At 59.2% G+C, this 3,830-nt stretch carries 2 protein-coding genes and 2 pseudogenes; 3 read left to right on the top strand and 1 reads right to left on the bottom strand.

Annotated elements, in window-relative coordinates; all coding sequences use genetic code 11:
* Positions 1 to 448: pseudogene (locus ACIQ7H_RS22040) on the bottom strand (IS481 family transposase); the annotation flags it as partial.
* Between the two features lie 119 nt (positions 449 to 567).
* Here ACIQ7H_RS22040 and ACIQ7H_RS22035 point away from each other — a divergent pair.
* The 3 genes and pseudogenes from ACIQ7H_RS22035 to ACIQ7H_RS22025 all read left to right on the top strand — a co-directional run bounded on the left by ACIQ7H_RS22035 (position 568) and on the right by ACIQ7H_RS22025 (position 3,617).
* Entirely contained in the window at positions 568 to 1,056 is a 489-nt protein-coding gene (locus tag ACIQ7H_RS22035) for a hypothetical protein (RefSeq protein WP_395795615.1), read from the top strand.
* Positions 1,053 to 1,484 (top strand): annotated as a pseudogene (locus tag ACIQ7H_RS22030) (transcriptional regulator); the annotation flags it as partial. The gene ACIQ7H_RS22035 and the pseudogene ACIQ7H_RS22030, both read left to right, overlap by 4 nt.
* Before the next feature lie 66 nt (positions 1,485 to 1,550).
* The gene (locus tag ACIQ7H_RS22025) at positions 1,551 to 3,617 is read left to right on the top strand and encodes a hypothetical protein (RefSeq protein ID WP_395795617.1); all 2,067 of its coding nucleotides are present in this window, start codon (positions 1,551 to 1,553) and stop codon (positions 3,615 to 3,617) included.
* Positions 3,618 to 3,830: the final 213 nt, after the last annotated feature.

Raw genomic sequence — 3,830 nt, 5'->3', positions numbered from 1 at the left:
GGCTCTCTCCAGGCATCTGCGGCAGGTACTTCACGTCGATGTGGACGTAGCCTGGATCGTAGGCCTTGAACGCCTTCGTCGGCCGCACAGGCGCTTCTTCGACCGGCAACCGCGATACCCCGCGACGACGCAGCAAGCGATCCAGTGCCGACCGGCTCGTGCTGGCGTGGATGAACTCCTTCACCACCGACAGCAGCTCATCCAGCGACAGCCGCAGCGTCTTGCGCAGTTCCACCACGACCTCTTCCTGCGCCGAGTTCAGCGTGGTCTGCAGACGATGCGCGGTGTGGCTCAAGTCGTGCTGAATCGTGCGCTTGCGCCACTTGCGGATGGTCTGACGCGTGACCTCAAAGCGCTCCGCCAGCCCATAGTCGCTGCCGCTCGCCTGCTGGATCTCGCGGCGTGTGGCGGGTGTGGTTCGGGCGTTCTTGTGCAGGCGAATGTTCATGCAGTCCTCGGAGCGGAAAGCATCGGTCAGCAGGCCAACCAAGACCTCTCGTCCGATCAGCAGCGCTGACCGATTGTGCAGGACGAAGTCGTCCGGGATCCGACAGCTACCTCGCGCGCTTGACCACGCTGGCCCTGTTCGGCGTGCTGCACGCGCTGCTGGTGTTCCAAGGCGACATCCTGCTCGCCTACGCCTGCCGTGGGCTGCTGCTGTGGCCGCTTCGACAGGCGCAGCCACGCCGTCTGTTGCTCATTCACGCGGCAATGCTGCATGTTCCGGCACTATCCTTCGCGCTGCTGTATACCGAATCTGCTGGCGTAGAAGACCTCGCTGTGTTTGGCCTTGATCCCGCCAGTCGCGGCTACCTGGGCAGCTACGGGATCGCCCGGGATCCGACACCAACACAAAGCGAGATGCCAACGACAAAGCTGAGCCGCAACACAAGCTTCAAGCCGCCCCCGATCCTCAACTCGGGTCGATTGGCACCAGCACGCGCGAGACGCGAAGGAGCACTGATGGGGCCAGAAAGACCAATCTCGTTAATCTCTCCACGAATCCTGTTGATTGCCGCGACTGAAAGACGGTGTCGCCACCGATTCGACCCATGAATGAGAACGGCCGATTCGAGAGTCGTCAAATGCGAAATCGAGTAATAAACGGATTTACCGCACTACTCCGACATCGATCTGAGGGGAGCTCCAATGCTGAGCCCACGCCAGCATCTCAACTCCAGTCCAGTGACGCCCCCTCCCCCGAAGCGCCGCCCCGATTCACTCTAGGCGGACTGACACTGGATACTGCGGAGGGGCTAGTCATTTCGAAAGACGGCGGCCCCAGCGGATTGACGCCGCGTGCCGAGGACCTTCTGATGGTCTTGGCGCGGAGAGCAAACAGGCTCGTAACGCGAGAGGAAATCCTGGAAACGGTGTGGGCCGGGCGAGTGGTCGAAGACGCTGCAGTCAGTCATTGTGTGTGGCAAATCAGGCGGGCGTTGGGTGCCTGCCATAAAGGCGTGCTTGTGACACGCCCGAAGCGTGGCTATTCCTTAATTCTGTCTGATTCGCCCTCCGCGGAGCAAAACGAGGCGCCTTCCAGTGCTTCAATGGCCAGCGAAAATCAATCCGAGATTGCTTTTTTGCATCGACGAGCCGAGATTCCTAGTGCTCTCCGAAAACGTCACTTCGCGGTGGTTGTGCTGGCATTTATGGCGACTTCCGTCTCGCTTGGCTCAGCTTGGTTTAATCGGGCCTCAATTGTCTTGGAAACTGAGTTGAGTGTGACGGTCGTGACGACTCCAGCACTATCGTTGCTGCGCGAAGCAGTGCTCAAGCCAGTCGTTGAGGAGGCGCATCTCCGGCAGGCCGAAATCGTGATCTTCCAGAGCGTCCAGAAAGCCAACCCCTTCCGTGGACCCCATATCGAGGTGAGGGTACTGGGGGAAAGCGCTGGTCTCATCGAGGTCGCTGTGTCGCTGACGCAGGGAAAAACCACAATCAACGAACGTTTCCATGGCAGCGCCGAGAGCTTTCCCATTGAAATTCAAAAGTTGTTTAATCAGGTGCTTGCAAAGCCTATTCGAGCGCCAAATGCCTCGACAGACGCGTATGTAACCGGGCGGCTCGCTGAGGCCCGCTTTAGCCGGCAAATTGCAGTCGCAGAATACCGTCGTGCGATCGCTTTGGATGCAGGTAATCTGGAAGCACGCATGGCTCTTGTCCCTCTTCTTTTTGAACAGGGCCTGAGTCACGAGGCTCGCATTGAGGTGAAAGCACTCTGGGAGCAAGCGAATTATGAACCTGCGCGGCGTTGTAGAGTCGAACGTTTACTTGCCAGGGTGGCACCCGATTTGCTTGGCAGAAACCCGTGCGAACTGGCGGCGATGATAGCCCATGGCGAGCGTTTGGAGTTAACAAGTGTACTTCGCGCAGGACGGCGGTTGGAGTCCACCGAGCTCAACGCGAGCGAATGGATTCAGCAACAGAACGCGATGATTCTTGCATATCTTCGAACCCAGGAATTGAATCGCGCGACTCACCTAGTCAAGAGCGCTCGTGAAATCGCGGAACTCGCCGGTTGGAGTCACGCATCGCTGGTTCTCGAAACCCATTCAGCAACAGCCTTTCTGCATCGTGGCGATGGAAAGGCTGCGGCGGATGTTTGGGAAGCAGTGGGACGTGGATTCACGCGGCTTGGCGATGGGGGGTTAGCGGCCGAAGCTTGGATCAGATCGCTGCGCGCCCGACCGATGTTGCTTGGGGATTTCTTCAAGGTGCGGCGTGAAGCGCTTGCTCTGGCGAGAGAGCAAGCCTCCGCATCCGGTCTCCTTCGTGTCGAAATTGAAGCGCTCTTGATGCTCGCAAGCATGGATCGCGACCCTATACAAACGTGGCGTGCACGTCTCGCCGCTGTGCGTGCGCGCATCGGCGAGGCCCAGTTGGATGGACGCAACAGTTTGTTGCCTTACTTCGTGGTAAATGAGGTCGTTGGCGGACGCGAATATGCAGCCGCCCTTGCGGAGCTTGATTTGCTCGCAAGCGCCTCGAATCCGCACCCACGCGCACAACTGTGGGCCTTGCCTATGCGAGTGACGGCCCACTTCTGGCGCGACGAACTTCCCGCCGCAGTAGCCGGTATTGATGCAGTAGAGCGCAGCGGATTGCACATGAGCGTCAGCCATAATCAGTGCTTTTTCGCCTGGGTGTTGACGGAAGCGAGAATGCGAAGCCGTGCGAACACTTACCTTGAGGGCTGCAATGCCACTCAGCACGGGCAGGAGTTCTCCGATCATGGACTGATCGCTGCAGCCCGCCAACGGATGCTGGATCATGAGCCCAGCGCGGCATGGGCGCTTCTGAGGCCGCGGCTACGCGCGCTACTGTCACAACCCGAAGTCACGCGAAAGGAAGTTGAAACACTCACCCTCATCGCCGGTCTCGCGGCTCGTCTGCCGGAGGCCGATGATGCAATGTTGTCGCAAGCCTCCCAGTTGGCGAGCCAAAGCGCGCCCCTAGATGGCGCAGGCCCGCGTGTTCGGCTCGGTGCAGCGTTGCTACGAGACGCGCTGTGCATGCGTTCGCCGGGATGTCGTCTGCGCACTTCTACCCGCATTGACGAAGACGCATTGCTGAAGCGCTTGATCGCTCCCTCAGGCACGGCTCCAGAGCACTGAAAGAAACCTGAATCCGTGACCGAGCTGCTCAAAAACAGCTCAAGCCATTGAATTAATTTATTAACTGTAAGCGTCCGGCCCACCCACCCACCTACCTGTCGCATCCCGGACGAATGCCTCCTGCATAATCGGTCAGCGCTGCTGGTCGGACGAGAGGTCTTGGTTGGCCTGCTGACCGAGCTTTCCGCTCCGAGGACTGCATGAACATTCGCC

Source organism: Aquimonas sp. (assembly GCF_044377145.1).
Classification (GTDB): Bacteria; Pseudomonadota; Gammaproteobacteria; order Xanthomonadales; family Xanthomonadaceae; genus Aquimonas.
This window is presented reverse-complemented; position numbering and strand designations above follow the sequence as displayed.

What these genes read in the sequence shown, in the direction of transcription:
- ACIQ7H_RS22025 (WP_395795617.1), top strand. Translation starts at nt 1,551, where the DNA reads ATGGCCAGCGAAAATCAATCCGAGATTGCTTTTTTGCATCGACGAGCC.